A 26,427-nucleotide genomic window follows, 5' to 3' on the forward strand; every position below is an offset into this window, starting at 1 on the left:
CCTGTGGATATCTCAAAAAATGAGACGAAACAACGGTTAGTGGATAAGTCTTGAATAAGACTCTGAAGTTCGCTGCAAGTCATTGACGCGCCTAGTGAAAACCCACCCTGAAACTTGTTGACAACCCTGTGGGGCGTGCCTAAGGTGGGCTTCCGAGGGGAAACCGGGGTTTTTGTGGTTTTCCGTGGCCGGAGTCGCTCTTTCGGGGCGTTTCCATCGACAGGCAGACCCGCCCGGTAGAGGCGGGCTCCCATAGGTGCTCAATGTTCCAGGGCGAGACCGCGATCACGATCGACGACAAGGGCCGGCTGGCGGTGCCCACCGCCCACCGTGACGTCGTCGCGCGCGATTGTGGCAACCGCCTGGTGATCACCTACAACCCCTTCGAGTCCGGCTGCCTCTACCTCTACCCGCAGCAGGTCTGGGAGCGCGTGCGCGACCAGGTCAACAAGCTGCCCAAGGCCAAGAAGACCAGCCGCGTGATGCAACTCAAGCTGGTCGGCGCGGCCACCTTCGTCGAGCCCGACGGCAACGGCCGCATCACCGTGCCGGCCAGCCACCGCGCGGCCGTCGGCATCGAGAAGAAGGCCGTGCTGCTGGGCATGGGCGACAAGTTCGAGTTGTGGAGCGAGCAGGCGCACCACGCGCAGATCCGTCAGACCATCACTGACGAGGATCTGAGCGAGGACCTGCTCGACCTGCAGCTATGACGGGCGGTGGCGTGGACCGCGCCTCGGCGCCCTCCGGCCACCTTCCCGTGATGTTCTCGCAGGTCCTGGACGGCCTGCGCGTGGACGGGAACGGAACCTACCTGGATGGCACGTTCGGCCGCGGCGGCCATGCGCGCGGCGTGCTCGACCAACTCGGCCCCGGAGGCCGGCTGCTGCTGATGGACAAGGACCCCGAGGCGATCGCCGTGGCCGAACGCGAGTTCGGTGCGGACCCGCGCGTGTCCATCTTCCGCGGCAGCTTCGCCGACCTCGCCCGCTGGGACGCGACCGCCGGCGGGCTCGACGGCGTGCTGCTGGACCTGGGCGTCTCGTCGCCGCAGCTGGATGTCGCCGAGCGCGGCTTCAGCTTCGGCAAGGACGGCCCGCTGGACATGCGCATGGACCCGGATTCCGGGATCAGTGCAGCGCAGTGGCTGGCCGAGGCGACCGAGCAGGAGATCGCCGACGTCCTGTGGACCTACGGCGAGGAGCGGATGAGCCGCCGCATCGCGCGGGCCATCGTCGCCCAGCGCGATGCCGAGCCGCTGACCCGTACCGCGCAACTGGCGGGCCTGATCGCCCGGGTCATGCCGCGCGGCGAGCAAAAGATCCATCCCGCCACCCGCAGCTTCCAGGGCATCCGCATCTTCATCAACCGTGAGCTGGCCGACTTGGAAACCGGCCTGGACGCCGCGTTGGCGCAGCTCAAGCCCGGCGGCCGGCTGGCGGTGATCAGCTTCCATTCGCTGGAAGACCGCATCGTCAAGCAGTTCATCGCGCGCCACGCCAAGGCTCCGCCGGCCAACCGGCGGCTGCCGCAGGCCGACACGTTCGTGCCGTCGCTGCGTGCGATCGGCTCGGCGATGAAGGCGCACGCCGAAGAAACCGGCGACAACCCGCGCGCGCGCAGCGCCGTGCTTCGCATCGCCGAGCGGCTGGACACCGGCGGAGGTGCCGCATGAGCCTGCGCCTGCTGCTCACCGTGCTGATCGCCGCCAACGTGGTGTCCGCGCTGGCGGTGGTGCACGCGCGCCATCGCCATCGCCAGCTGTTCGTCGAGCTGACCGCGCTGGAGAAGGCGCGCGACGAGCTCAACATCGACTTCGGCCGGCTGCAGCTGGAGCAGGCCACGTGGGCCGAGAGCAACCGCATCGACCAGGTCGCGCGTGACCGCCTGGGCATGCGCTTCCCCGAGGCCGACGAAACCGTCGTGGTGCGCCCATGAACCGCGCGCCCGGCCGCCCCCCGCACCGCGCCGACGCTGCCACGCCGTGGCAGCGCCTGAAGACGCGTTTCGCCGCTCGCCCGGGCGGCGTGCGCACCCGCATGCGCTACAACGTCCGCAGCCGCGTGCTGATGGTCGGCGGCGCGATGGCACTGTGCTCGGTGGCGCTGGTGGGCCGCGCGTTCCACCTGCAGGTCGTCGACAACGAGTTCTACCGCAAGCAGGGCGACGAGCGGATCCTGCGCGAGATCGCAATCCCGACCTCGCGCGGCATGATCACCGACCGCAATGGCGAACCGCTGGCGGTGTCGACGCCGGTGGAGTCGGTGTGGGGCAACCCGCAGGAGCTGCTGGCCAACCCCGAGCGCATCCCCGAGCTGGCCGAGGCGCTGGACGTCCCCGTGGACTACCTGACGCGCAAGATCAGCCAGCGCGGCAGCAAGGAGTTCATGTACCTCAAGCGCCGCATCAGCCCGACGGCGGCCAAGCGCATCCTGGCCCGCGGCATCCCGGGCGTGTTTTCGCAGCGCGAGTTCCGTCGCTTCTACCCGCAGGGGGAGGCGCTGGCGCACGTGCTGGGCTTCACCAACATCGACGATCGCGGGCAGGAAGGACTCGAGCTGGCGTTCGACGACTGGCTGCGCGGCAAGCCGGGCGCCAAGCGCGTCATCCGCGACAGCCGCGGCCGGTTCGTCGAGGACGTGGAACTGATCCGCGCCGCCGAAGCCGGCCACGACCTCACCCTGACCATCGACCGCCGCATCCAGTACCTGGCGTTCCGCGAGCTGCGCAGCACCCTGTTGCGCACCGGCGCCAGCGCGGGCTCGGCGGTGGTGATGGACGTCGACACCGGCGAGATCCTCGCCATGGTCAACCTGCCCACCTACAACCCCAACGCGGTTGATCCGCGCAACGCCGACGCGCGCCGCAACCGCGCCGTGACCGACGTGGTGGAGCCGGGCTCGACCATGAAGCCGATCACGGTGGCCGCGGCGCTCAGCGCCGGCGTGGTCACGCCCGACACGCCGGTGGACGTGTCGCCCGGCTACATGTCGCTGGGGCGCTACACCATTCGCGATTTCCGCAACTACGGCATGCAGACCGTTACCGGTCTCATCACCAAGAGCTCGAACCTGGGCGCGGTGAAGCTGGCGGAAAAGCTCGAGGACGACTACTTCCATGAGTTCGTGAGCAGCTTCGGCTACGGCCAGAAGCCGGGCAGCGGGTTCCCGGGCGAGTCCTCGGGCGTGCTGCCGCCGCCGGAGCGCTGGTACGGCTCGACCAAGGCGACCATGTCCTACGGCTACGGCCTGTCGGCCACGCCGCTGCAGATCGCCACGGCATACGCGGCACTGGGCAATGGCGGCAAGCGGGTCACGCCGACCTTCGTCAAGGGCGAGCGCCACGAGACACGCGAAGTGCTGTCGCCGCAGGTGGCCGACCAGGTCATGCAGATGATGCAGACCGTCACCGAGGAAGGCGGCACGGCGACCCAGGCGGCGATCCTCGGTTACCACGTGGCGGGCAAGACCGGTACCGCGCGCAAGTTCAACGACACCGGCGGCTACTCGCGCCGCTACGTGTCCTTCTTTGCCGGCGTGGTGCCGGTGGAGAACCCGCGCTTCTCGATGGTGGTCGTGGTCGACGACCCGGACGCCAGCAAGGGCTACTACGGCGGCCTGGTGTCGGCGCCGGTATTCAAGAACGTCATGGACGGCGCGCTGCGACTGATGGACGTGCCGCCGGACGACATCGACACGTGGCTCGCGGCGCAGGCCGAGGCCGACGCCAAGCGCCGCAAGGCCGCCGATGCCGAAGCGGGCACCGCGCCAGTGGTGCCCGTCGTGCAGGCCGCCGTGTCGGCGCCGTCCGCGGTGCCCGCGGTATCCCGGGGCGCGGCGCCATGACCGCGGTGCGTCTGTCCGACCTGCTCCCCGACGTGTCGGGCATCCCCGCCGGCCTGCATGTCGGCGGGCTTGCGCAGGACACGCGCGAGCTGCGCGCCGGCGATGCGTTCCTCGCTGTCGAAGGCGAGGGCGGGGGCGCGCACGGGCTGAACTTCGTCGAGCAGGCGCGCGCGGCCGGTGCCGTCGCCATCCTGTTCGAGCCGCCGGCGCCCGAAGGGCTGGCCGCGCCTGCCGATGCGATCGCCGTGTCCGGCCTCCGCGCACGCATGGGCGGACTCGCCCACCGCTTCCACGGCAATGTCACCGAAGCCATGGACGTGGTGGGCGTGACGGGCACCAACGGCAAGACCTCGACCGTGCAGCTGCTGGTGCAGGCGTGGGCGATGCAGGGGCGCACCGCCGGCAGCATCGGCACGTTGGGCGCCGGTTTGCACGGGCACCTGGTGGCAACCGGCTTCACCACACCGCTGGTGCTGCGCCTGCACGCGCTGCTGGCGCAGATGCACCGCGATGGCGCGCAGGCCATCGCAATGGAAGTCAGCTCGCACGCGCTCGACCAGGGCCGGGTGGACGGCGTGCAGTTCGACGTCGCGGTGTTCACCAACCTCACCCGCGACCACCTCGACTACCACGGCGACATGGACAGCTACGCGCGCACCAAGGCGCGGCTCTTCGCGTGGCCGGGCCTGCGCGCGGCCGCGATCAACCTCGACGATGCCTTCGGCCGCGAGCTGCTGGCATCGCTGCCGGCCGGCGTGCGCGGCATCGGCCTCAGCTCGCGCGGCCGCGATGGCGCCGCCGTGCGCGCCGAGGCGATCACCCTCGACAACCGGGGAATCACGTTCGACCTGCGCATCGGCGACGCCACGTATCCCGTGCGTTCGCCGCTGCTGGGCCGCTTCAACGTCGACAACCTGCTGGCCGTCGCCGGCGCGCTGCACGCGCAGGACTGGGCGCCGGCCACGATTGCCGACACGCTCGGCCACCTGCAGCCGGTCGCGGGCCGCATGAACCGGTTGGGCGGCGACGTCGATGCCGCCGGCCGGCACCGTCCGCTGGTGGTGGTCGATTACGCCCACACGCCCGACGCCCTGGAGCAGGCGCTGAACTCGCTGCGCGCCCACGCGCAGGCACGGCTGGTCTGCGTGTTCGGCTGCGGCGGCGAGCGCGACCGCGGCAAGCGCCCGCAGATGGCCGCCATCGCCGAATCGCAGGCCGACACGGTCATCGTCACCGACGACAACCCGCGCAACGAGGACGGCGACGCCATCGTCGCGGAGATCCTCGAGGGCTTCCGCAACCCGGGACGCGCGCTGGTGCAGCGCGACCGCGCCGCCGCGATCGCACTGGCCATCGCCGAGGCGGGCCCCGATGACATCGTGCTGATCGCCGGAAAGGGCCACGAGCCGTACCAGGAAGTCGCCGGTGTGCAGCACCCGTTCGACGACACCGACGTCGCGCGCCGGCAGCTGGAAGCACGCGCATGACGCCGATGATGCTGTCGCAGATCGCGCAGGCCACCGGCGGGCGCCTGGTCGGCGAGGACCGTACGGTCGCCGCGGTCGCCACCGACACGCGCGCACTCGGCCAGGCGGGCGACGCCCTGTTCGTCGCGCTCAAGGGTGAGCGTTTCGACGGCCACGATCACGTCGAGGCCGCAGCCCGCGCCGGCGTTGCCGCGGCACTGGTGTCGCACGAGCTGTCAATCGACCTGCCGCAGGTGGTGGTCGCCGACACCCAGCGCGCACTGGCCGACTGGGCCGCCGCGGTGCAGCGCGATCGGCACGCGCGGGTGATCGCCATCACCGGCAGCAACGGCAAGACCAGCGTCAAGACGCTGACCCTGGCGGTGTTGCAGCAAGTCGCCAACACCTATGCCAACCCCGGCAACCGCAACAACGAGATCGGCCTGCCGCTGGCGGTGCTCGAGGCGCCGGAGGACGCGGCCTTCGCCATCTACGAGATGGGCGCGGGCCAGCCGGGCGACATCGCCTACCTGACCGCCATTGCCCGGCCCGACATCGGCCTGGTCAACAACATCGCGCCGGCGCACCTGGAGCGCATGGGCAGCCTGCTGGGCGTGGCCGATACCAAGGCGGCGATCTACGACGCGCTGCCGGTCGATGGCGTGGCGGTGATCAATGCCGACGACGCGTTCGGGCCGTTCTTCGCCGAGCGCGCGCATGGCCGCCGCCTGCTGCGGTTCGGGCTGGAGGCAAGCGCCGACGTCACCGCGCGCGACATCCGCCTGGACGACACCGGCAGCCGATTCGTGCTGGTCACGCCACTGGGCGAGGCCGAGACGCGCGTTGCCATGCCCGGCCGCCACAACGTACTCAATGCCTTGGCCGCCGCGACGATCGGTCTGGCGGCGGGCGCCGACATGGCGCAGATCGTCGCCGGTCTGGCTGCGGCCGAGCCGGTGCAGGGTCGCCTGGTGGCACATCGCTGGGGTTCGCACGCCACCCTTGTGGACGACAGCTACAACGCCAACCCAGGCTCCGTTGCCGCCGCCATCGACACGTTGGCGGCGGGACCCCACGAGGGCTGGCTGGTGCTGGGCGACATGCGCGAGCTGGGCGACGACGCCGCCGGCATGCACGCCGAGGTCGGCCGCCGCGCACGAAGCGCCGGCTTGCGTCGGCTGTTCGCGCTGGGGCCGCTGAGTGCCGCGGCTGCCGACGCGTTCGGCGAAGGCGGCAGCGTCCATGCCGACCACGCGTCGCTCGCCGAAGCACTGCGCGAAGCACTCAACGCACATGCGCCAACGCCGGTCCGGGTACTGGTGAAGGGTTCGCGTGGCAGCGCGATGGATCGGATCGTCGCGGCGCTGCTGTCGGATGCGCCGCACTCGGGCAAGGGGGACACCGATGCTGCTTGAACTCTCGCGTTGGCTGCAGCAACTGGAAAGCATTTTCGGGCTGTTCGGGTACCTCACCCTGCGCGGCATCCTCGCCGCGCTGACGGCGCTGGCGCTGTCGCTGTGGTGGGGGCCGTCGGTGATCCGCCGGCTGGGCCAGCTCAAGGGCGGCCAGCCGATCCGCACCGACGGCCCGCAGTCGCACTTCTCCAAGGCCGGCACGCCGACCATGGGTGGTGCGCTGATCCTCATCACCGTGCTCGCCTCGGTGCTGCTCTGGGGGGACCTGCGCAACCGCTACGTGTGGCTGGTGCTGGCGGTGATGATCGCCTTTGGCGCGATCGGCTGGTGGGACGACTGGATCAAGATCGTCCGCCGCGACCCCAACGGCATGCGCTCGCGCACCAAGTACCTGCTGCAGTCCATCTTCGGCCTGGGGGCGGGCTTGTTCCTGTACATGACCGCCGATGCGCCGGCCGCGACGACGTTCTACATCCCATTGTTCAAGGCCGTGGCGCTGCCGCTGGTGTCCTTCAGCTTCGTCGCCATCGCCTACTTCTGGATCGTCGGCTTCTCCAACGCGGTCAACCTGACCGACGGCCTGGACGGGCTGGCGATCATGCCGACCGTGCTGGTGGCCTGCGCGCTGGGCGTGTTCGCCTATGCCTCGGGCAACGCGGTGTTCTCCGAGTACCTGCAGATCCCGCAGGTGCCGGGCGCGGGCGAGCTGGTGATCATCTGCGCGGCCATCGCGGGCGCCGGGCTCGGGTTCCTGTGGTTCAACACCTACCCGGCGATGGTGTTCATGGGTGACATCGGTGCGCTGGCGCTGGGCGCGGTGCTGGGCTGCATTGCCGTGATCGTCCGCCAGGAACTGGTGCTGGTGATCATGGGCGGCATCTTCGTGATCGAGACGCTGTCGGTGATGGCGCAGGTCGCGTCGTTCAAGCTGTTCGGCAAGCGCATCTTCCGCATGGCGCCGATCCACCACCACTTCGAGCTCAAGGGCTGGCCCGAGCCGCGCGTGATCGTCCGCTTCTGGATCATCTCGGTGATCCTCGTCCTCGTCGGCCTGGCCACGCTGAAGGTGCGTTGATGACCGAACGCGCCGCCAACGCGAATCCGCGCCAGGCCACCCGCCTGGACGCCATTGCCGGCCGCTTCGATCCGTGGCTGCTGGGACTGGCGTGCGCGATCGCGTGCCTGGGCATCGTGATGGTGGGCTCCAGTTCGATCGCCATTGCCGAGGGCCTGGACGTCGGTCCGTTCTATTTCCTCGGCAAGCACCTGCTGATGCTGACGGCCGGCGCGGGGTTGGCGTTCTGGATGGCGCGCACCGAGCTGAAGGTGCTCGAGCAGCGCGGCCAGTTGCTGCTGCTGCTGTGCATTGCATCGCTGCTGCTGGTGTTCATCCCGGGCATCGGCCACAGCGTCAACGGCGCGCAGCGCTGGATCCGGGTGCCGGGCATCTCGACCTTCCAGATGGTCGAGGCGGTCAAGGTGATGTACATCGTGTGGCTGGCCAGCTACCTCAAGCGCTACAGCGAGGAAGTCAGCGCGACGTGGCCGGCCATGCTCAAGCCGATCGGCGTGGCCATCGTGCTGGTGGTGCTGCTGGCGCTGCAGCCGGACTTCGGCTCGCTCTCGCTGATCCTGGCCATCACCGGCGGCATGCTGGTGCTGGGCGGCGTCAACATGCCGCGCATGTTCGGCCCGGTGCTGGTCGGCCTGCCGCTGCTGGCGGTGGTCGCCATTGCCGAGCCGTATCGCGTGCGTCGCCTGACCTCGTTCATGGACCCGTGGGCCGACCCGTTCGACAGCGGCTACCAGCTGACCAACGCGCTGATGGCGGTGGGCCGCGGCGAGTGGTTCGGCGTCGGTCTGGGCAGCTCGATCCAGAAACTGCAGTACCTGCCCGAGGCGCACACTGACTTCATCATGGCGGTCATCGCCGAGGAGCTCGGGTTCGTCGGCGTGTGCCTGGTGGTGGCGCTGTTCGCCGCGCTGGTCGGGCGCGCGTTCTGGGTGGGGCTCAAGTGCGCCGAGATGCGCCGCCATTTCTCCGCCTACTGCGCGTTCGGCATCGCGTTGTGGTTCGGCCTGCAGAGCTTCGTGTCGATCGGCGTGAACCTCGGGCTGCTGCCGACCAAGGGCCTGACCCTGCCGCTGATTTCCTACGGCGGCTCCAGCACGCTGATGAGCTGCGTCGCAGTGGGGCTGCTGCTGCGCGTGTCCTACGAGCTCGACCGCGCCCAGCGCCAGGTCGCGCGCCTGCGTGGCGAAGCGGCGCAGCCGTCTGCCGGTACGCCGCCCACCGCCTCGCCGCTGCCAAGCGCGGCGCCGGTGGTCGCCCGTTCGGTCGATGCCGTCCGCGGCACCAGCCGCCTGCGCCAGCGCGTCGAGCCGACGCTTGGGAGGGCGGGATGAGCGCGGCGGGCGACATGCAGCGGCCGGTAATGATCCTGGCTGGCGGCACCGGTGGGCACATCTTCCCGGGCCTGGCCGTGGCCAAGGCCTTGCGCGAGCGCGGCATGCAGGTGGTCTGGCTGGGCGCGGACGGCGGCATGGAAACGCGCCTGGTGCCGCAGCACGGCATCGAGATCGAGACCATTGCGGTGCGAGGCATCCGTGGCAAGGGCATCGGCACGTTGCTGGCGGCGCCGTTCAAGGTATGGCGCGCCGTGCAGCAGGCGCGCGCCGTGCTCCAGGCCCGCCGGCCGGCGGCCGTGATCAGCTTCGGTGGCTTCGCAGCGGGTCCGGGTGGCTTGGCCGCGCGCCTGGCGCGCGTGCCGCTGCTGGTGCACGAGCAGAACCGCGCGCCCGGCATGACCAACCGCGTGCTGGCACGCCTGGCCGAGGAAGTGCTGACCGGTTTCCCCGATACCTTCCCGGACCGTATCGAATCGGTGGTCGGCAACCCGGTGCGCGACGAGATCGCCGCGGTGCCGGGCCCCGACGTGCGCTTCGCCGACCGCGCCGGTCCGCTGCGGCTGCTGGTGCTGGGTGGCAGCCAGGGCGCGCGTGCCCTCAACGAATCCGTGCCCGATGCGCTGCGTCGCCTGCGTGGGACCGTGAAGTTCGAGGTGCGCCACCAGTGCGGCGAGGCGATGAGTGACGCCGCCACGCAGGCGTATGCCAAGGCGGGCGTCGCGGCCTCGGTCGAGCCCTTCATCGCCGACATGGCCGATGCCTACGCATGGGCTGACGTCGTGGTCTGCCGCGCCGGTGCGCTCACCCTGGCCGAGCTGTGCGCGGTGGGCGTGGGCAGCATCCTGGTGCCGTTCCCGCAGGCGGTGGACGACCACCAGACCAAGAACGCCCAGTACCTGTTCGACCGCGGCGCCGCACAGGTGCTGCCGCAGGGCGAAACCCTGGCCGAACGCCTCTCGGCCACGCTGGAAATCCTCTCCGAGCGTGTCGACCTGCTGCGCATGGCGCAGTCGGCGCGCGCGCTCGCCCAACCCGACGCCGCACGGAAGGTCGCCGCCATCACCCTCGATACGATCCAACGCCACACTCCGGGGGCGCGCGCATGAGCGTGACCGTCCGCCGCCGCCTGCAGTACACCGGCGACCTCGCCAAGGCCTTCCCGCGTGTCCACTTCATCGGCGTGGGCGGCGTCGGCATGAGCGGCATCGCCGAAGTGATGTGCACGCTCGGCTACAAGGTCTCGGGCTCGGACATGGCCGACAACGCCGTGACCCGGCGGCTGGTTGCGCAGGGCGTCACCGTGCACCGTGGGCATGCCGCTGCCAACGTGCTCGGCACCGACTGCGTGGTCGTCTCCAGCGCCATCAAGGCCGACAACCCGGAGCTTCTGGAAGCGCACGCGCAGCGCATCCCGGTGGTGCCCCGTGCGGAAATGCTGGCCGAGCTGATGCGCTTCAAGCGCGGCATCGCCATCGCCGGCACCCACGGCAAGACCACGACCACCTCGCTCACCGCCAGCGTGCTGGGCGAGGGCGACATCGACCCGACGTTCGTGATCGGCGGCCAGCTGCTGGCGGCCGGCTCCAACGCCAAGCTCGGCGGCGGCCAGTGGCTGGTGGCCGAGGCCGACGAGAGCGACGGCAGCTTCCTGCGCCTGACCCCGCAGATCGCGGTGGTCACCAACATCGACGCCGACCACCTGGAGAACTACGGCGGCGACTTCGCCAACGTGCAGGCGGCATTCGACGAATTCCTGCACCGCCTGCCGTTCTACGGCCTGGCGATCCTGTGCATCGACGATCCGGAAGTCGCCGCGCTGGCCCTGAAGACGCCGCGCCACGTGATGACCTACGGCTTCGATCCGGCTGCCGACGTGCGCGCCGAGGACGTGGTGCAACAGGGCGCGCGCATGCGATTCAACCTGTGCCTGCCCGATGGCACGTGCACGCCCATCATGCTGGCGCTGCCCGGCCGCCATAACGTGCACAACGCACTGGCCGCCGCGGCGGTGGGCTGGCAGCTGGGCGTCGAGCCGTCCGCGATCAAGCGCGCGCTGGAGAGCTTTGCCGGCATCGGCCGCCGCTTCAACCTGCTGGCGCAGGTGCCCACGCCCGATGGCGGGCTGGTCACCGTGGTCGACGACTACGGCCACCATCCCAAGGAGCTGGCCGCGGTGTTCGAGGCCGCCCGTGGGGGCTGGCCCGACAAGCGCCTGGTCGTCGCGTTCCAACCGCACCGCTACAGCCGCACGCGCGACCTGTTCGACGAGTTCGCCGCGGTGCTCTCGGGTGTCGACGTGCTGGTGCTGACGGAGGTCTACGCCGCCGGCGAGGCGCCCATCGCCGGCGCGGATTCCAAGGCCCTGGCACGCGCGATCCGCGTGCGCGGGCGCGTCGACCCGGTTGTGGTGCCCGGCGCCGCCGACCTGTCGAGCGTGCTGCCCGACGTACTCGCCGACGGCGACCTGCTGCTGATGATGGGCGCCGGCGACATCGGCCACGCCGCGCAGCAGCTGGTGGTCACCGGCTTCAAGCCGGCTGTCGACGCCACCGGGGAGGACGCATGACCGCATCGTTCGCCCCGCTCAAGCTCAACGATCCGGCCGGCTTTGGCCGCGTCGCCGTGCTGATGGGCGGCACCAGCGCCGAGCGCGAAGTGTCGTTGGACTCGGGCCGCAACGTGCTCGAGGCGCTGCAGGCGCGCGGCGTCGACGCCTTCGAGGTCGATGGCATCCCCGCACTCGTCGATGCCATTCGCGCCGGTAAGGTCGACCGCGTCTTCAACATCCTCCACGGCAACAAGGGCGGTGGCGAGGATGGTGTGCTTCAGGGCCTGCTGGAAGCGCTGGGAGTGCCGTTCACCGGCTCGCGCGTGCTCGGCAGCGCGCTGAGCATGGACAAGATCCGCACCAAGCAGGTGTGGCTGGCCGAAGGCCTGTCCACGCCGCGCTACGTGCGACTCGCCAAGGGTGCGGACGTGCACGCCGCCGCCCGTGAGCTGGGCCTGCCGGTCATCGTCAAGCCGTCGTGCGAGGGCTCCAGCGTCGGCGTCTCGCGCGTGCTGGACGATGCCGCACTGGACGACGCGGTCGCGCTGGCCGCGCGCTACCCGGGCGAAATGCTGATGGAGCAGATGGTGCAGGGCGACGAGTTGACCGTCGCCGTGCTCGCCAGCGGCGAGGGCTACACCGCGCTGCCGTCGATCCGCATCGTGCCCAAGGGCGAGTGGTACGACTACAACGCCAAATATATCGCCGAGGACACGCAGTACCTGTGTCCGGGCCTGGAGGGCGACGACGAGCGCGCAATCGGCGAACTGGCGCTGGCCGCGTTCATCGCCGCCGACTGCCACGGCTGGGGCCGCGTCGACGTCATGCGCGACCGCGACACCGGCCGGCTGTACCTGCTGGAAGTGAACACTGCGCCGGGCATGACCAGCCACTCGCTGGTGCCCAAGGCCGCGCGCCAGGTCGGCGTGTCGTTCGAAGAGCTGTGCTGGCGCGTGCTGGAGACGTCGCTGTGAGCGCGCTGCTGCGCCTGCTGGGCTGGCTGCTGGCGGTCTCGCTGGTGGTCCTGCCCGTGGTCGCCGTCATCAACGGCTGGGTCGGCAGCGAGCGCTGGCCGCTGCAGCGCCTGCGCGCGACCGGCACGTTCGAGCGCGTCGACGAGGCGCGCCTGCGCGAGGTGCTGGTCCCGCACGCGCGCGAAGGTTTCTTCGCCGTCGACCTCGATGCCGCACAGGCTGCGGTCGCGGCGCTGCCGTGGGTGGAGTCGGCCGAAGTGCGCAAGCGCTGGCCGGACGTGCTGGAGGTGACGGTCACCGAGCACCGCCCGTTCGCGCGCTGGGGCGAGGACCGGCTGCTGTCCGAGCAGGGCCGGCTGTTCCCGGTGAGCGGCATCGAAGTGCCGACCGGGCTGCCCAACCTGTTCGGCCCCGAGTCGCGCGTGCAGGACGTGGTCGAGCTCTACAACGAGTCGCGCACGCTGATGGCCGGCGCCGGCCTGCAGGTTCGCGACGTGGCGTTGGACGCGCGCGGTAGCTGGACGCTGGGCCTGGAGGGCGGCACCGAGGTGGTGGTTGGCCGCGCCGAGGCGCGTGCTCGCATCGCCCGCTTCGTGCGCCTGGTGCCGCAACTGCTGGCTCAGCCCACGCAGCGTCTTTCACGCGCCGACCTTCGCTACACCAACGGCTTCGCGCTGACGTGGGAGGCGGTCGAACCGCAGCCCGAGCCGGTGGACGAGGGCGCGAGCGTGGGCGCGGTGTCGACCGCATTCGCTTTCCGTACGACCCCGGCGCCGGGCATTCCGTCCCCGGCCGCCGCTTCAAAGGCATTGTCATGAATCGCAAGGGCGACAAATCGCTGATCGTCGGGCTCGACATCGGCACCTCCAAGGTGGTGGCGCTGGTGGGCGAGTACACGCCCGCCAACGGCGGCCCGGCGCAGCCGATCGAAGTCATCGGCATCGGCAGCCACGAGTCCCGCGGTCTGCGCCGCGGCGTGGTGGTGGACATCGAGTCGACCGTGCAGTCGATCCAGCGCGCCATCGAGGAAGCCGAACTGATGGCCGGCTGCGAGATCCGCTCGGTGTACGCATCGATCTCCGGCAGCCACGTGCAATGCCGCAACTCGCAGGGCATCGCCCCCATCCGCGACGGCGAGGTCAGCTTCGGCGACCTCGACCGCGTGCTGGAGGCGGCCAAGGCCGTCGCCATCCCGGCCGACCAGAAGATCCTGCACGCCATCCCGCGTGATTACGTGCTCGACGATTCGCAGGAAGGCATCCGCAATCCGGTCGGCATGACCGGCGTGCGCCTGGAGGTGCACGCGCACCTGGTGGTGTGCGCACAGTCGGCCGCCGCCAACGTCAGCAAGTGCGTGCAGCGCTGCGGCCTGCAGGTCGACGACCTGGTGCTGGGCGTGCTGGCCTCCAGCCACGCGGTGCTGACCTCGGACGAGCGCGAGCTTGGCGTGGTGCTGGTCGACATCGGCGCCGGCACCACCGACATCGCGGTGTTCGTGCACGGGGCGATCGCGCATTCGGCCAGCTTGGGCATCGCCGGCGACAAGGTCACCGAGGACATCGCGCACATGCTGCGCACCCCGACGCCCGAGGCCGAGCAGATCAAAGTCCGCTACGCCTGCGCGCTGGCGCAGATGGCTACGGCCGAGGAGTCGATCCAGGTCCCCAGCGTCGGCGATCGCCCGCCGCGCCGCATGCCGCGCCATTCGCTGGCGCAGGCGGTGCAGGCGCGCTACGAGGAAATCTTCGAGATGGTCCAGGCCGAACTGCGCCGCAGCGGCTTCGAGCAGCACGTGCGCGCGGGCATGGTCCTGACCGGCGGCGCCGCAAAGATGGAAGGCGTGGTCGAACTGGCGGAAGAAATGCTGCAGATGCCCGTGCGCGTCGGCATCCCGCAGCACGTCACCGGCCTGGGCGAAGTCGTCGGCAACCCGGTGCACGCCACCGGCGTGGGCCTGCTGCTGATGGGCAGCCAGATCGAGAACCCGCGCCGCCCGGTGCTGCCCACGGGGCGCGCCGGCTCCTTCTTCAACAAGCTCAAGAACTGGTACCGGGGGGAATTCTGATGACCCCGGCACTTTCGACGCGGTCCCGGCAGGCAGGCAGGCGACGACGAAGACGCGGTACCCCGGCAGCAACCCCCACGCACATAACTAGCACCATATAAGAGGACTCGGACATGGCACATTTCGAACTGGTAGAGAGCATGGCCCCGAACGCGATCATCAAGGTGATCGGCGTGGGCGGCGGCGGCGGCAACGCGGTCGCGCACATGGTCAGCGGCAACGTCGACGGCGTGGAGTTCATCACCGCCAACACCGACTCGCAGGCCATCAAGAACTGCGGCGCCAAGCTGCAGCTGCAATTGGGCAGCAATGTCACCAAGGGCCTGGGCGCCGGCGCCAACCCGGAAGTCGGCCGCCAGGCCGCGCTGGAAGACCGCGAGCGCCTGATGGACGCGATGCAGGGTGCAGACATGGTGTTCATCACCGCCGGCATGGGCGGTGGCACCGGCACCGGCGCGGCGCCCGTCGTCGCGCAGCTGGCCAAGGAGATGGGCATCCTGACCGTGGCCGTGGTGACCAAGCCGTTCCCGTTCGAGGGCCGCCGCCGCATGCAGGTGGCGCTCAAGGGCATCGAGGAGCTGAGCCACCACTGCGACTCCCTGATCACCATCCCCAACGAGAAGCTGATCACCGTGCTGGGCCGCAACGCCACGATGATCCAGGCCTTCCGTGCCGCCAACGACGTGCTGCTCGGCGCCGTGCAGGGCATCGCCGACCTGATCGTCCGCCCGGGCCTGATAAACGTCGACTTCGCCGACGTGCGCACCGTCATGTCCGAGATGGGCCTGGCGATGATGGGCACCGGCTCGGCCCGCGGCGACGACCGCGCGCAGGCCGCCGCCGAAGCCGCCGTGCAGAACCCGCTGCTGGACGACATCAACCTGTCGGGCGCCAACGGCATCCTGGTCAACATCACCGCCGGCCCGGACTTCACCATGGCCGAGTTCGACGAGGTCGGCCGCACCATCGAGGCGTTCGCCTCGGAGGACGCGACCGTCGTCATCGGCACCGTGCTGGACCCGGACATGCAGGACGAGGTCAAGGTCACCGTGGTCGCCACCGGCCTGAACCGCGCGGTTGCCCGCCAGGGCCGCCCGAACGAGCGCGAGTCCGGCCGTGCGGTCAGCCACGTGCAGCTGGTGCGCGACGGCACCACCGGCCTGCCGATCGACGCGGTGTCCGACGGCTACGCACCCAGCCACAACGCGCCGCCGGCAGGCTTCGGCCAGCTGCGCAGCCGCTCGGCAGGCGCGTCTGAAGCCCCGGCCCCGTCGTCCGCTCCGGCGGCGGCGGATTTCGGCGGTAGCGACAGCTACCTGGATATCCCGGCGTTCCTGCGCCGCCAGGCCGACTGAGCGTCCGTCCGAGTCCGTAGTCTTGGCCCCCGGGACAACCCGGGGGCGTTTTGACCGGCCGATCACGGTCGGCCGGTCAGTTTCAGCAGCGCGGGTGACACGGGTGGGACGGTGCGTCCTTTCCGTTCAGGTTCAGGCACCTGCGTGGTACTCTTCCGCCGTTTTGAAGCGCCCGTCCCGCCACGGGACCCGCGTCGCACCAAGGCCGTTACCAACAAGCGTCCACGCATCGAAAGGCCTGTTCCCGACCCATGCTGCGCCAGCGAACCCTCAAGAACGTGATCCGCGCCACCGGCGTGGGCCTGCACAGCGGCGAGAAAGTCTTCCTCACCCTGCGCCCGGCCCCGGTGGAGACGGGCATCGTGTTCCGCCGCGTCGATCTCGACCCGGTTGTGGAAGTACCTGCGCGCGCTGACCTAGTCAGCGAAACGGTGCTGTGCACCGGCCTGAGCTGTGGTCCGGCAAAGGTGCAGACCGTCGAGCACCTGCTGTCGGCCCTGGCCGGGCTGGGCATCGACAACGCTTATATAGAACTGTCGGCACCGGAAGTGCCGATCATGGACGGCTCGGCCGGTCCGTTCGTGTTCCTGCTGCAGTCGGCGGGGATCGAGGAGCAGGACGCGCCCAAGCGATTCATCCGCATCGTCAAGCCGGTCGAAGTACGTGACGGCGACAAGTTCGCCCGGTTCGAGCCGCACGACGGGTTCCGGATCGGCTTCACGGTCGAGTTCGACCACCCGGCCATCCCCGCGTCGCAATCGCGGGCGGAGGTCGAGTTCTCCACCGCCTCCTACGTCAAGGAAGTCAGCCGCGCCCGTACCTTCGGGTTCATGCGCGACCTGGAGTACATGCGCGAGCGCAACCTCGGCCTGGGCGGCTCGATGGACAACGCGATCGTGCTCGACGAGTTCCGCGTCCTCAACGATGACGGGCTGCGTTATGCCGACGAGTTCGTGCGCCACAAGATCCTCGATGCCGTGGGCGACCTGTACCTGGCCGGGCATCCGATCATCGGCGCCTACGAGGGCTTCAAGTCCGGCCACGCCCTCAACAACACGCTGGTGCGGGCACTGATGGCCGAGCGTTCGGCCTGGGAGGAGGTCTCCTTCCGCGGGGATGAGCCGGCGCCGATGGTGTTCGGAGCGCCGCAGACGGCCTGAGCCGGGGCCTGCTGCGCCAGCGGGGCACGGCTCTCATAGGGACCGACGCGTCCATCCCGCTGCTCGTGTGATGCCGGGCAATCCAAATCGGGTGCCATGTCACAGAGGTGAACACCTCGTGACGGCTTAACGATTTTTTAACCACATCCTTCCAAAACGCTTCCGAAGCCTTAACAAACAGGCCGGCAGGCGCCGTTAGCATGCCCCGTCACTTGATCACGCAGCCGTCACCGGCATGAACCATGCCAACGGTTCCGCGCTCAAGCGGTATCGCCGGAATCCGAAGGATCGGAGCTCTCCGATGGTGCCAACGCGGTCTTGAACGCCAATTGGGCGGCCGCGGACAGGGGGATGGCTGGAGCGGTGGCCTGCATGGGGCGGGGCATCGGAGGGGCGGTCTTGATGACCACTTCAGTCGCGGCGAGACCGAGGGATCGGGCCGCACCGAGCAGTTCCGGCGTCGCGAGCCTCAGCTTGGCCCGCCACACCGGTGCATCGACCAAAAACACGAGCCTGCCGTTTTCGAAGTTAGCCAGTCGCGCATGCGCGGCCAGCGGATCCGGCAGGAGGGGGCGTAACCGACGGTCCAACCCATCGAGCCACATGGCTCGACGGATCGGGTCGCCAGCAGGCTCCGCCAACAGCGCATCGAGCGCCGGCAGCGGGGATGAAGGTGGACGCGGGGGCTTGGGCTTGAAATCAGACATCGGACTTATGACCTATCAGACCATCGTAAACAAATCGCGTGCAGTGCTTGAGAACGCCCTGCACATCGCCGGCCAGCATGGCCAGCGCCGTCCCGGCGTGGCCCTGGCGCTGCTGCTGGGTGTCGGCTTCACCGCCGGCACGGGTGCAGGCATCGGCTACACCGCGTCGCTGCGCGCCGAAGTACGCGACCAGCAGGCGCAGATCGAAAGCACCCGCCGCGACGCGCAGCGCGAGATCAATGCCTTGGCCGCGCGGCTGGGCGAGCTGCAGGCCGAGGCCAACCGCCTCAACGCCCTCGGCGAGCGCCTGACCCGCATCGGCCAGCTGCAGGACGGCGAGTTCGACTTCGACAAGCCGCTGGGCGTGGGTGGTAGCGGCCCGACCCGCGACATCAGCAAGACCGAGATCGGCCAGGACATGGCGTCGCTGCAGATGCAGTTCCAGGCCTCGGGCGAGCAGTTGACCGTGCTTGAGGCGCTGCTGTTCAACCGCCAGCTGGACATGAACGCCGTGCCCTCGCGCGCGCCGATCGCCGGCAGCTACATCACCTCGGGCTTCGGCTACCGCTCCGACCCGTTCGGCGGCGGTCGCGCCTCGCACAAGGGCATCGACTTCCACGCCCGCACGGGCGACCCGGTGCTGTCGGTGGCCGACGGCGTGGTCAGCTTCGCGGGCGTGCGCTCGGGCTACGGCAAGGTGGTCGAGGTCGACCACGGCAACGGCTACGTCACCCGCTACGCACACAACTCGCGCCTGACCCGTCGCGTCGGCGAGCTGATCCGTGCCGGCGGCGAGATCGCCAAGGCCGGCTCCACCGGCCGCTCGACCGGCCCGCACGTGCACTTCGAAGTCTGGGAGAACGGCCGCGTGGTCAACCCGCGCAAGTTCCTCAACCAGGCCTCGCCGCTGCAGGGCTGAGTGCCGCGGGCCTCGCGACGCGGGACATTGGATATCAGAACGCCCCGGCTCCGGCCGGGGCGTTTTCGTTTGGTGTCTCGACCGCGACTCTTTGACCCCCTCCCCTGCCTGCAGGGGAGGGCTGGGAGGGGTGCTCTTAAAGCAGCGCATCTCCAAAGCACCCCCTCCCAACCTCCCCCTGCTCCGCAGGGGGAGGGGCCAGTCCCGCCACATGTCTGTACAAGACCTGCGGCTTGCAAGCGCCCCACTTCGTTCCGGCCCTTCGCAGCACACCTGCTTCGGGCGCTCGTGGCGGCACAAGCCTTTGGCTTGTAAGCGCCGCCACTCGTTCCGGCCCTCCGGGGCGCAGCCCCTACGGGCGCTTAGTGGGGCGCAAGCCTGCGGCTTGCAAGCGCCCCACTTCGCCCCCAGCTACAATGCGCGATGCCATGGGGCGCTCGGCGCCCCTTTTTATTGCCATGCATTTGATGGCCATGGGTTCGGCATGACGGCGTGCCCGTGTGTCGGCGACTCCCCTTCCGCTTTCCGATTCCGGTACTGAAATGCTCAACAACCTGCTTACCCGCGTCTTCGGCAGCCGCAATGACCGCCTGCTGCGACAGTTGCAGCGCACCGTCGTCCGGATCAACGCCCTCGAGCCGGAGATGGAGAAGCTCTCCGACGCGGAACTGCAGGCCAAGACCCCCGAGTTCCAGCAGCGCATCGCCGGTGGCGAGTCGCTCGACAAGATCCTGCCGGAAGCGTTCGCCGTCTGCCGCGAGGCGTCCAGGCGCGTGCTGGGCATGCGCCACTACGACGTCCAGCTGATCGGCGGCATGGTGCTGCACCTGGGCAAGATCGCCGAGATGCGCACGGGCGAGGGCAAGACCCTGGTCGGCACGCTGCCGGTGTACCTGAACGCGCTGGAAGGCAAGGGCGTCCACGTAATTACGGTCAACGACTACCTGGCGCGTCGCGACTCGGCATGGATGGGCAAGCTCTACAGCTGGCTGGGCCTGAGCGTCGGCGTGGTGTACCCGGGCATGCCGCATGGCGACAAGAAGGGCGCGTACGGGTCGGACATTACCTACGGCACCAACAACGAGTTCGGCTTCGACTACCTGCGCGACAACATGGCGCTGTCGAAGGACGACCGCCACCAGCGCGGCCTGAACTACGCGATCATCGACGAGGTCGACTCGATCCTGATCGACGAGGCCCGCACCCCGCTGATCATCTCCGGCCCGGCCGACGAGTCGCCGGACCTCTACATCAAGGTCAACCGGATCGTCCCGTCGCTGATCCGCCAGGCGTCCGAGGACGGCGAGGGTGACTACTGGGTCGACGAGAAGCAGAAGCAGGTGCATCTGTCGGAAGCCGGCCAGGAGCACGCCGAGGCGCTGTTGCGCCAGGCCGGCATCCTGCACGGCGAGGACGACTCGCTGTACGGCGGCCAGAACCTCAGCGTCGTCCACCACCTCAACGCCGCCATGCGCGCGCATGCGATCTACCAGCGCGACGTCGATTACATCGTGCGCGACGGCGAGGTTGTGATCGTCGACGAGTTCACCGGCCGCACCCTGGCCGGGCGCCGCTGGTCCGATGGCCTGCACCAGGCGGTCGAGGCCAAGGAAGGCGTGCCGGTCCAGCGCGAGAACCAGACGCTGGCGTCGATCACCTTCCAGAACCTGTTCCGCATGTACGGCAAGCTCGCCGGCATGACCGGTACCGCCGATACCGAGGCGTTCGAGTTCCAGAGCATCTACGGGCTGGAAGTGGTGGTCATCCCGACCCATCGACCGATGGTGCGCAAGGACCACCCGGACCTGGTGTTCCTCAACCGCCCGGGCAAGTACCGCGCGGTGGTCAACGAGATCAAGGAATGCCACGCCAAGGGCCAGCCGGTGCTGGTCGGCACCACGTCGATCGAGGTGTCCGAGCTGCTGGGCAACCAGTTGCGCGAAGCCGGCATCCACCACGAGGTGCTCAACGCCAAGCAGCACGAGCGCGAGGCGACCATCGTCGCTCAGGCCGGCCGTCCGGGTGCCATCACCATCGCCACCAACATGGCCGGCCGTGGTACCGACATCGTGCTGGGCGGCTCGCTCGAAGCCGAGTTGGCCGACCTCGAGAAGGAGACCGGCGCGCCGGTCGACGAGGCGACCCGCGCCAAGCTCAAGGCGGCATGGCAGGAGCGCCACGATGCGGTCAAGGCCGCCGGCGGCCTGCACATCATCGGCACCGAGCGCCACGAGTCGCGCCGCATCGACAACCAGCTGCGCGGTCGTTCGGGCCGCCAGGGCGACCCGGGTTCCAGCCGGTTCTACCTGTCGCTGGAAGACAACCTGATGCGCATCTTCGCCGCCGACTGGGTGCAGAAGGTCATGGCGCGCATGGGCCTGAAGGAAGACGACATCATCGAAAGCCCGCTGGTGACCAAGCAGATCGCCAACGCGCAGCGCAAGGTGGAAGCCCACAACTTCGACATCCGCAAGAACCTGCTGGACTTCGACGACGTCAACAACGACCAGCGCAAGGTGATCTACGGCCAGCGCGACGAGCTGCTGGAAGCCGAGTCGGTGCAGGAGAACATAGACGGCATCCGCGAGGACGTGGTCTACGACATCGTCTACCGCTACGTGCCGATGAACTCCGTCGACGAGCAGTGGGACCTGCCGGGTCTGGAGGCGACGCTCGCCGAGGAACTGGGCCTGCGCGTGGACCTGACCGGCCTGCTGCGCGAGCGCCAGGAACTGGACGCCGAGGGCATCGCCGAGCACGTCGTCGATCGCGTCAACGCGCACTTCGCCGAGCGCGAATCGCAGCTGGGCACCGAGACGATGCGCATGCTCGAGAAGCACATCATGCTCAACGTGGTGGACCAGAACTGGAAGGAGCACTTGGCCCGCATGGACTACCTGCGCCAGGGCATCCACCTGCGCGGCTATGCCCAGAAGCAGCCCAAGCAGGAATACAAGAAAGAAGCGTTCGCGCTGTTCTCGGAGATGCTGGACAAGGTCAAGCGCGAAGTGGTCACGCTGCTGGCCCGCGTGCGCATCCGCACCGAAGAGGAAGTCGCCGCGCTGGAGGCCGCCGAGCGCGCGCAGGCCCAGGCCCAGGCGCAGCAGATGCAGTTCCAGCACGCCGACGCCGGCGGCTACAGCGCCGACGAGGAAGCGGCGACCCCCGACTACCAGCACGGCGACCGCGATGCCTTCGCCGGCGTGGGTCGTAACGATCCGTGCCCCTGCGGCAGCGGCAAGAAGTACAAGCATTGCCACGGACAGCTGGCCTGAGGCCGACGGCTGTCAGCGCCTCCCCCTGCAACGCAGGGAGAGGTTGGGAGGGGGTGCTTTGACCTGCGCCGCTCCAAAGGCACCCCTCCCCAACCCTCCCCTGCAAGCAGGGGAGGGGCTCGAAAACCTGCCGTATCGGGTATGCGACAACCCGTTTCCTGGCCCTGCGCTTCTTGATGACCGAGATATCCACCCCAGCCGTTGAAGTCGTCGCCGGTGTCATCCGCGACGCGCGCGGCCGGGTGTTGCTGGCCCGCCGTACGGAGGGCCGCGATCTCGCGGGGCTCTGGGAATTCCCCGGCGGCAAGCGCGAACCCGGCGAGAGCGCCCAGGCCGCGCTGGCCCGCGAGCTCCGCGAGGAACTGGGCATCGAGGCCGAGATCGGCGCGCCGTTGATCCGCGTGCCGCAGGCCTATCCGCACAAGCGGCTGTGCCTGGACGTGTACGCGGTCGACCGGTGGAAGGGCACGATGCGCGGATTGGAAGGGCAGGCGCTGGCCTGGGTGCCACAGCACAAGCTCGTGCAGTACCCGATGCCGCCGGCCGATCGCCCTGTTGTCGCGGCGCTGGAGCAGGCGCCGCTGTACCTGGTGACGCCCGCCCCCGGCGATGACGACGATGCGTGGCTGGCTTCGTTGCAGGTGGCGCTCGACGGCGGCGTATCGAGGGTGCAGCTGCGCGCGCCCGGCATCGATCTGGCGCGTTGGTCGGCCCTCGTCGCCCGCGCCGTGCGCCGCTGCCGCAAGGCGGGCGCGGACGTGCTCGTCAATGGCGATATGGCGTTGGCGGCCGCGAACAAGGCCGGCCTGCACTTGCCGGCGGCCCAGCTGGCCACGCATGTGCGCCGACCCGTGCCCGAAGGCGTTTCCCTGGCCGCCTCATGCCATACGTTGGACGAGCTGCAGGCCGCCCAGGCACTGGGGTGCGACTTTGCGGTCGTCGGGACCTTGGCCTCCACGCCCAGCCATCCACAGGCCGAGGTGCTCGGCTGGGAGGGGTTCGCGCAGTTGCGGGAACACGTGTCGATGCCGCTGTACGCGATCGGCGGCCTAGGCGCGGAAGATCTGGAACGGGCCCGTCGCCACGGCGCGCAAGGTATCGCGGCGATCCGCGCGCTCTGGCCCGCCTGACCTGCAGGAGCCGCTTCAGCCGCGAACGCGGCGTTGCCGGTTCAGCACCCGGCCTTCCTCTTGTAGGAGCGACGTAAGTCGCGACCGAAACCCACACCCCCGCGCGGCCCCGGTGTGGCAGCGAAGAGTGCCTACGCAAAAGGGCTTCGCGGCTGAAGCCGCTCCTACAGACGGCTACTTCGCCTCTGCGAGTCCTCTGTACAGCTGGTCCAGCCGAGCCACCTCGCCATCCAGCGCCTCCAACGCGCCGTCATTGACGATCACATCGTCCGCGATGGCCAAGCGTGCTTCCCGCGAAGCCTGTGCCGCCAGCATCGCGCCGGCCAACGCCAAGTCGACCTCGTCGCGTCGCATCAGGCGCTTGATCTGCACCTCGACGGGCACGTCGACCACGAGGATGCGGTCGATCCACGGGTACGCATCCCGCCCGCCGCCCTCGGTCAACAACGGAATGGCAGCGATGGCGTACGGTCCCAGTGCGGCTTCGCATTCCTGGCGCAGCCACGCACGCACGCGCGGGTGGATGATCGCCTCCAGGCGTTGGCGCGCTGCAGGGTCTTCGAACACGCGTTGCCGCATGGCGGTGCGGTCAAGCTCGCCGGCTGTTGTGAGGACACCCGGTCCGAAGGTCGAAACCACCTCGGCCAACCCGGGCGACCCCGCCGCCACGGCCTCGCGAGCAGCCAGATCGGCGTCGGCCACCGCGACACCCAACGCTTCGAACCGGCGCGTTACCTCGGATTTGCCTGAAGCCACGCCGCCGGTCACGCCGATGATGTATTCTCTCATCCCGCAAGGATGCCATGCAGCCAGCCGGCGATCGGAGCTTCGGCTGTAGGAGCGGCTTCAGCCGCGGAGACAGTCGTTCATCTCGCCGCTCGTGCCAGCGCAGCGTGCTATAGGAGCGACGTCGGTCGCGACCCGCGCCGCAGCGGCACCTACGTTGGCGCGATTCACGTCGCTCCTACATCAAGGCAAGCGCATCGCGGCTGAAGCCGCTCCTACGGGAGCGCGGGGGACCGCTTACGCCAGCCCGGCGTACCGCATGTAGCCATCCACCAACTGCTCACCCCAGAAGAACGCGACCCAGCCGGCCACCGCGAGGTACGGACCGAACGGGATAGGCGTCGCCTTGTCGCGGCCCTTCGCCGCCAGCCAGATCGACCCGACGACGGCGCCGACCAGCGACGACAGCAGGATGGTCGGCAGGATGCCGTTGAGGCCTACCCATGCACCGATTGCGGCCAGCAACTTGAAGTCGCCGAAGCCCATGCCTTCCTTGCCGGTGAGTTGCTTGAACAGCCACCACACGGTCCAAAGGCTCAGGTAGCCCGCTATCGCGCCCAGCAGGGCGGCCTTGGGCTCCATGTAGAGGTTGTCGGCCGCCGCAATCAGGCCCAGCCACATCAATGGCAACGTCAGTTGGTCGGGTAACAGCTGGGTGCGGAGGTCGATGCCCGACAGGGTGATCAGGAAGCACGTGAACAGACAGGCGCCGAACCCCTGCCAGCCGAATCCGAACCGCCACACGCAGGCAACCAGAAGCACCGCGGTCAGCAGTTCGACCAACGGGTACTGGATGGATATGGGCGTCTTGCAGGTGCGGCACTTGCCGCGCAGCGCCAGCCAGCTGAAGAGCGGGATGTTTTCGTACCAGCTGAGCTGGCGCTTGCAGGCGGGGCAGTGCGATCGCTCGACCACGATGCCCGGCGGCGGCGGGTCGTAAGCGTCGGGCTCGCCCAGCATCTCCCGGCTGTCGCGTTGCCATTGCCACTCCAGCCGGCGCGGCAGGCGCAGGATCACCACGTTGAGGAAGCTGCCCACCAGCAGGCCGAGGCCGGCCACCAGCGGAAAGCCGATGGCCGGGTTTTCGTCGAGGAATGCCATGTGTCGGTCGTGCCGTCCTTAGATGGTGGCCGCCAGCTTGAAGATCGGTAGGTACATGCCGACCACCATGCTGCCGACGATCACGCCCAGGATGATCATGATCAGCGGCTCCAGCAGGCTCGACAGCGCGTCCACCGCGTTGTTGACCTCCTGCTCATAGAACTCGGCGACCTTGTACAGCATCGTGTCCAGCGCGCCGGCCTCTTCGCCGATGGCCACCATCTGCACCACCATGTGCGGGAACAGGTTGACCTGCTTCATCGCCAGGTTGACCTGGTAACCGACCGACACGTCATCGCGGATGCGGCGCACGGCAGTCTCGTACACGACGTTGCCGGTAGCGCCCGCAACAGTATCCAGCGCCTCCACCAGCGGTACACCGGCCTGGAAGGTCACGGCCAATGTCCGTGCAAAGCGGGCGATGGCCGAGTTGTGCAGGATCTGACCGACCACCGGGAGCTTGAGCATCATCCGATCGATGAAGTGGGCGAACTTCACCGAGCGGTTCTTCGCCATCACGAATGCCACGCCCGCGCCGATGACGATGAACAGCACGAGCCACCAGTACGCGATCATGAAATCGCTGGCGGCCAGGATCATCAGGGTGAAGGCCGGCAGCTCCGCGCCGAAGCTGGCGAAGGTCTTCTCGAATTGCGGCACCACGAACACCAGCAGGATGGCGCTGACCAGAATGGCCACCGCGACGACCGTGGCCGGGTAGTACAGGGCCTTCTTGATCTTGCCCTTCAGGTTTTCGATGTTCTCTTTGTAGCTGGCGATGGTGTCGAGCACCGTCTCCAGCACACCCGCCGATTCGCCTGCCCGTACCAGGTTGCGGAACAACTCGTCGAACTGCACCGGGTGCTTGCTCAGCGCCTCGTACATCGAGGAGCCGCCTTCGAGGTCGGCGCGGATCGTGTTGACCAGCTCCTTCATTTTGGGGTTCTTCTGGCCCCCGGAGATGATTTCCAACGCGGTGACGATGGGCACGCCCGACTTCATCATCGTCGCGATCTGGCGGCTGAAGATGGCGATGTCGAGCGGGGTGATGCGCTTGGCGTTGGTGAAGAGCGGCTTCGGCTTGACCTTCACCACCTTCGGGTTGATGCCCTGCTTGCGCAGTTCCGCGCGAAGCATGTTGGCGTTCTTCGCAGGCTGCTCGCCCTTCATCGTGGTGCCGCGCTTGTCCACGCCCTCCCAGACGAACACCTGGAGCGGGTTCTGGCGGCGGACCACGGGGGCGGCGGGCTTGGTAGCGGTACGGGTCGCGGACAT

At 68.9% G+C, this 26,427-nt stretch carries 22 protein-coding genes; 18 read left to right on the forward strand and 4 right to left on the reverse strand.

Annotated elements, in window-relative coordinates:
• Positions 1–263: 263 nt before the first annotated feature.
• The 15 genes from mraZ to lpxC all read left to right on the forward strand — a co-directional run bounded on the left by mraZ (position 264) and on the right by lpxC (position 17,234).
• The gene (gene mraZ / locus K6753_RS02770; protein WP_223674646.1) at positions 264–710 is read left to right on the forward strand and encodes a division/cell wall cluster transcriptional repressor MraZ; all 447 of its coding nucleotides are present in this window, start codon (positions 264–266) and stop codon (positions 708–710) included.
• Entirely contained in the window at positions 707–1,672 is a 966-nt protein-coding gene (gene rsmH / locus K6753_RS02775; RefSeq protein WP_223674647.1) for a 16S rRNA (cytosine(1402)-N(4))-methyltransferase RsmH, read from the forward strand. The genes mraZ and rsmH overlap by 4 nt, the downstream gene beginning before the upstream one ends.
• Positions 1,669–1,935, forward strand: coding sequence for a cell division protein FtsL (gene ftsL / locus K6753_RS02780; protein WP_223674648.1), 267 nt, complete (start codon positions 1,669–1,671; stop codon positions 1,933–1,935). The genes rsmH and ftsL overlap by 4 nt, the downstream gene beginning before the upstream one ends.
• Before the next feature lie 101 nt (positions 1,936–2,036).
• Positions 2,037–3,842, forward strand: a complete 1,806-nt coding sequence (locus tag K6753_RS02785) for a peptidoglycan D,D-transpeptidase FtsI family protein (RefSeq protein WP_319936643.1) — start codon at positions 2,037–2,039, stop codon at positions 3,840–3,842.
• Between the two features lie 5 nt (positions 3,843–3,847).
• On the forward strand, positions 3,848–5,329 hold the full coding sequence (locus K6753_RS02790) for a UDP-N-acetylmuramoyl-L-alanyl-D-glutamate--2,6-diaminopimelate ligase (protein WP_223674847.1): 1,482 nt from the start codon (positions 3,848–3,850) through the stop codon (positions 5,327–5,329).
• The gene (locus K6753_RS02795) at positions 5,326–6,723 is read left to right on the forward strand and encodes a UDP-N-acetylmuramoyl-tripeptide--D-alanyl-D-alanine ligase (RefSeq protein WP_223674649.1); all 1,398 of its coding nucleotides are present in this window, start codon (positions 5,326–5,328) and stop codon (positions 6,721–6,723) included. Before K6753_RS02790 ends, K6753_RS02795 begins: the two co-directional genes overlap by 4 nt.
• Entirely contained in the window at positions 6,713–7,798 is a 1,086-nt protein-coding gene (mraY, locus tag K6753_RS02800; RefSeq protein ID WP_223674650.1) for a phospho-N-acetylmuramoyl-pentapeptide-transferase, read from the forward strand. Before K6753_RS02795 ends, mraY begins: the two co-directional genes overlap by 11 nt.
• The gene (gene ftsW / locus K6753_RS02805; protein ID WP_223674651.1) at positions 7,798–9,129 is read left to right on the forward strand and encodes a putative lipid II flippase FtsW; all 1,332 of its coding nucleotides are present in this window, start codon (positions 7,798–7,800) and stop codon (positions 9,127–9,129) included. Before mraY ends, ftsW begins: the two co-directional genes overlap by 1 nt.
• On the forward strand, positions 9,126–10,238 hold the full coding sequence (murG, locus tag K6753_RS02810) for an undecaprenyldiphospho-muramoylpentapeptide beta-N-acetylglucosaminyltransferase (protein WP_223674652.1): 1,113 nt from the start codon (positions 9,126–9,128) through the stop codon (positions 10,236–10,238). The genes ftsW and murG overlap by 4 nt, the downstream gene beginning before the upstream one ends.
• Positions 10,235–11,698: a UDP-N-acetylmuramate--L-alanine ligase gene (gene murC / locus K6753_RS02815; RefSeq protein ID WP_223674653.1), complete on the forward strand. Its 1,464-nt coding sequence runs from the start codon at positions 10,235–10,237 to the stop codon at positions 11,696–11,698. Before murG ends, murC begins: the two co-directional genes overlap by 4 nt.
• Positions 11,695–12,654 carry a D-alanine--D-alanine ligase gene (locus K6753_RS02820; RefSeq protein ID WP_223674654.1) on the forward strand — a complete coding sequence of 320 codons (960 nt, stop codon included), beginning with the start codon at positions 11,695–11,697 and terminating at the stop codon, positions 12,652–12,654. The genes murC and K6753_RS02820 overlap by 4 nt, the downstream gene beginning before the upstream one ends.
• Positions 12,651–13,472 carry a cell division protein FtsQ/DivIB gene (locus K6753_RS02825; RefSeq protein ID WP_223674655.1) on the forward strand — a complete coding sequence of 274 codons (822 nt, stop codon included), beginning with the start codon at positions 12,651–12,653 and terminating at the stop codon, positions 13,470–13,472. The genes K6753_RS02820 and K6753_RS02825 overlap by 4 nt, the downstream gene beginning before the upstream one ends.
• Positions 13,469–14,719, forward strand: a complete 1,251-nt coding sequence (gene ftsA, locus K6753_RS02830; RefSeq protein ID WP_223674656.1) for a cell division protein FtsA — start codon at positions 13,469–13,471, stop codon at positions 14,717–14,719. Before K6753_RS02825 ends, ftsA begins: the two co-directional genes overlap by 4 nt.
• Before the next feature lie 113 nt (positions 14,720–14,832).
• Positions 14,833–16,074: a cell division protein FtsZ gene (gene ftsZ / locus K6753_RS02835; protein ID WP_223674657.1), complete on the forward strand. Its 1,242-nt coding sequence runs from the start codon at positions 14,833–14,835 to the stop codon at positions 16,072–16,074.
• A gap of 251 nt (positions 16,075–16,325) precedes the next feature.
• Positions 16,326–17,234 carry a UDP-3-O-acyl-N-acetylglucosamine deacetylase gene (lpxC, locus tag K6753_RS02840; protein ID WP_223674658.1) on the forward strand — a complete coding sequence of 303 codons (909 nt, stop codon included), beginning with the start codon at positions 16,326–16,328 and terminating at the stop codon, positions 17,232–17,234.
• Between the two features lie 260 nt (positions 17,235–17,494).
• Here the strand turns inward: lpxC and K6753_RS02845 are convergent, their stop codons facing one another.
• The gene (locus tag K6753_RS02845; RefSeq protein ID WP_425492044.1) at positions 17,495–17,941 is read right to left on the reverse strand and encodes a DciA family protein; all 447 of its coding nucleotides are present in this window, start codon (positions 17,939–17,941) and stop codon (positions 17,495–17,497) included.
• Between the two features lie 7 nt (positions 17,942–17,948).
• Between K6753_RS02845 and K6753_RS02850 the strand changes: the two genes are divergently transcribed.
• The 3 genes from K6753_RS02850 to K6753_RS02860 all read left to right on the forward strand — a co-directional run bounded on the left by K6753_RS02850 (position 17,949) and on the right by K6753_RS02860 (position 23,265).
• The gene (locus K6753_RS02850) at positions 17,949–18,860 is read left to right on the forward strand and encodes a M23 family metallopeptidase (RefSeq protein WP_223674659.1); all 912 of its coding nucleotides are present in this window, start codon (positions 17,949–17,951) and stop codon (positions 18,858–18,860) included.
• A gap of 542 nt (positions 18,861–19,402) precedes the next feature.
• Positions 19,403–22,135 (forward strand): preprotein translocase subunit SecA, encoded by a 2,733-nt coding sequence (secA, locus tag K6753_RS02855; protein ID WP_223674660.1) that lies wholly within the window; start codon positions 19,403–19,405, stop codon positions 22,133–22,135.
• A 176-nt stretch (positions 22,136–22,311) separates the two neighbouring features.
• On the forward strand, positions 22,312–23,265 hold the full coding sequence (locus K6753_RS02860) for a Nudix family hydrolase (protein WP_223674661.1): 954 nt from the start codon (positions 22,312–22,314) through the stop codon (positions 23,263–23,265).
• 174 nt (positions 23,266–23,439) lie between these two features.
• On the opposite strand, the gene coaE is transcribed toward K6753_RS02860, so the two are convergent.
• The 3 genes from coaE to K6753_RS02875 form a co-directional block, all read right to left on the reverse strand.
• Positions 23,440–24,054: a dephospho-CoA kinase gene (gene coaE, locus K6753_RS02865; RefSeq protein ID WP_223674662.1), complete on the reverse strand. Its 615-nt coding sequence runs from the start codon at positions 24,052–24,054 to the stop codon at positions 23,440–23,442.
• Between the two features lie 234 nt (positions 24,055–24,288).
• Positions 24,289–25,152 (reverse strand): prepilin peptidase, encoded by an 864-nt coding sequence (locus K6753_RS02870; RefSeq protein ID WP_223674663.1) that lies wholly within the window; start codon positions 25,150–25,152, stop codon positions 24,289–24,291.
• Positions 25,153–25,170: 18 nt separating this feature from the next.
• The gene (locus tag K6753_RS02875; RefSeq protein ID WP_223674664.1) at positions 25,171–26,427 is read right to left on the reverse strand and encodes a type II secretion system F family protein; all 1,257 of its coding nucleotides are present in this window, start codon (positions 26,425–26,427) and stop codon (positions 25,171–25,173) included.

Source organism: Novilysobacter selenitireducens, assembly GCF_020026895.1.
GTDB classification, from domain to species: domain Bacteria; phylum Pseudomonadota; class Gammaproteobacteria; order Xanthomonadales; family Xanthomonadaceae; genus Lysobacter_C; species Lysobacter_C selenitireducens.